At 75.8% G+C, this 645-nt stretch carries 1 protein-coding gene; it reads left to right on the top strand.

Annotation, left to right across the window (positions count from 1 at the left end):
- A partial coding sequence (locus VR45_RS47345; RefSeq protein ID WP_052709504.1) for a CU044_2847 family protein occupies positions 1-500 on the top strand: 500 nt, incomplete at its 5' end.
- Between the last annotated feature and the right edge of the window lie 145 nt (positions 501-645).

Below are 645 nucleotides of genomic sequence, written 5' to 3'. Positions count from 1 at the left end.
GCACGACCGTCCGGGCCGAGGTGATCGGCGAGGTGAACTTCCAGCAGCCGGAGACGCCTTCGGACGTCTGGGGGGACTCCGGCGACGCCGCCTGGGGCGGGGGCCGACGCGCCGCCTCGCAGCTCGGTTCGGCCGTGGCACTGACGCTGGACCAGGTGCGCAGCACCGTCCAGGGTGTCGGCCGCTGGGCGGCGGAGAGCATCGCGCAGGGGGCGGCCGGCAACCCGGACACCTTCGAGGTCGAGTTCGGGCTCAAACTGGCCGTCAAGTCCGGTCAGTTGCTCGGTGTCATAGCCGAGGCCGGCAGCGAGGCCGGGCTCACCGTCCGCCTCTCCTGGGACCTCGCCGAGCGCCGTCGGCAGCAGGCGGCCGCAGTGGATCCGGCAGCTGCGGCGGATCCGGCAGCTCCGGCAGCTCAGAACGCGCAGAACGCGCAGAACGCACAGACCGCGCCCGACGGCGCGAGCGCCCCGGCCCCCAGAGCGGCCGACGCCGAGTGACCGTACCCGCGCGGCCCGACCTCGCCGCGGCCGAGGCGCTGCGCGGCCGCACCGTCGTGATCACCGTCGCGGGCGAGTTCCGCGGCAGCGGCTTCCTGGTGGCGCCGGGCCTCGCCGTCACCGCCGCGCACGTGGTCGCGCGGGC

This window comes from Streptomyces sp. NRRL S-495 (assembly GCF_000966955.1).
Taxonomy (GTDB): domain Bacteria; phylum Actinomycetota; class Actinomycetes; order Streptomycetales; family Streptomycetaceae; genus Kitasatospora; species Kitasatospora purpeofusca.
Note: the sequence above shows the minus strand (reverse complement) of the source record. Positions and strands in the feature narration are given on the sequence as shown.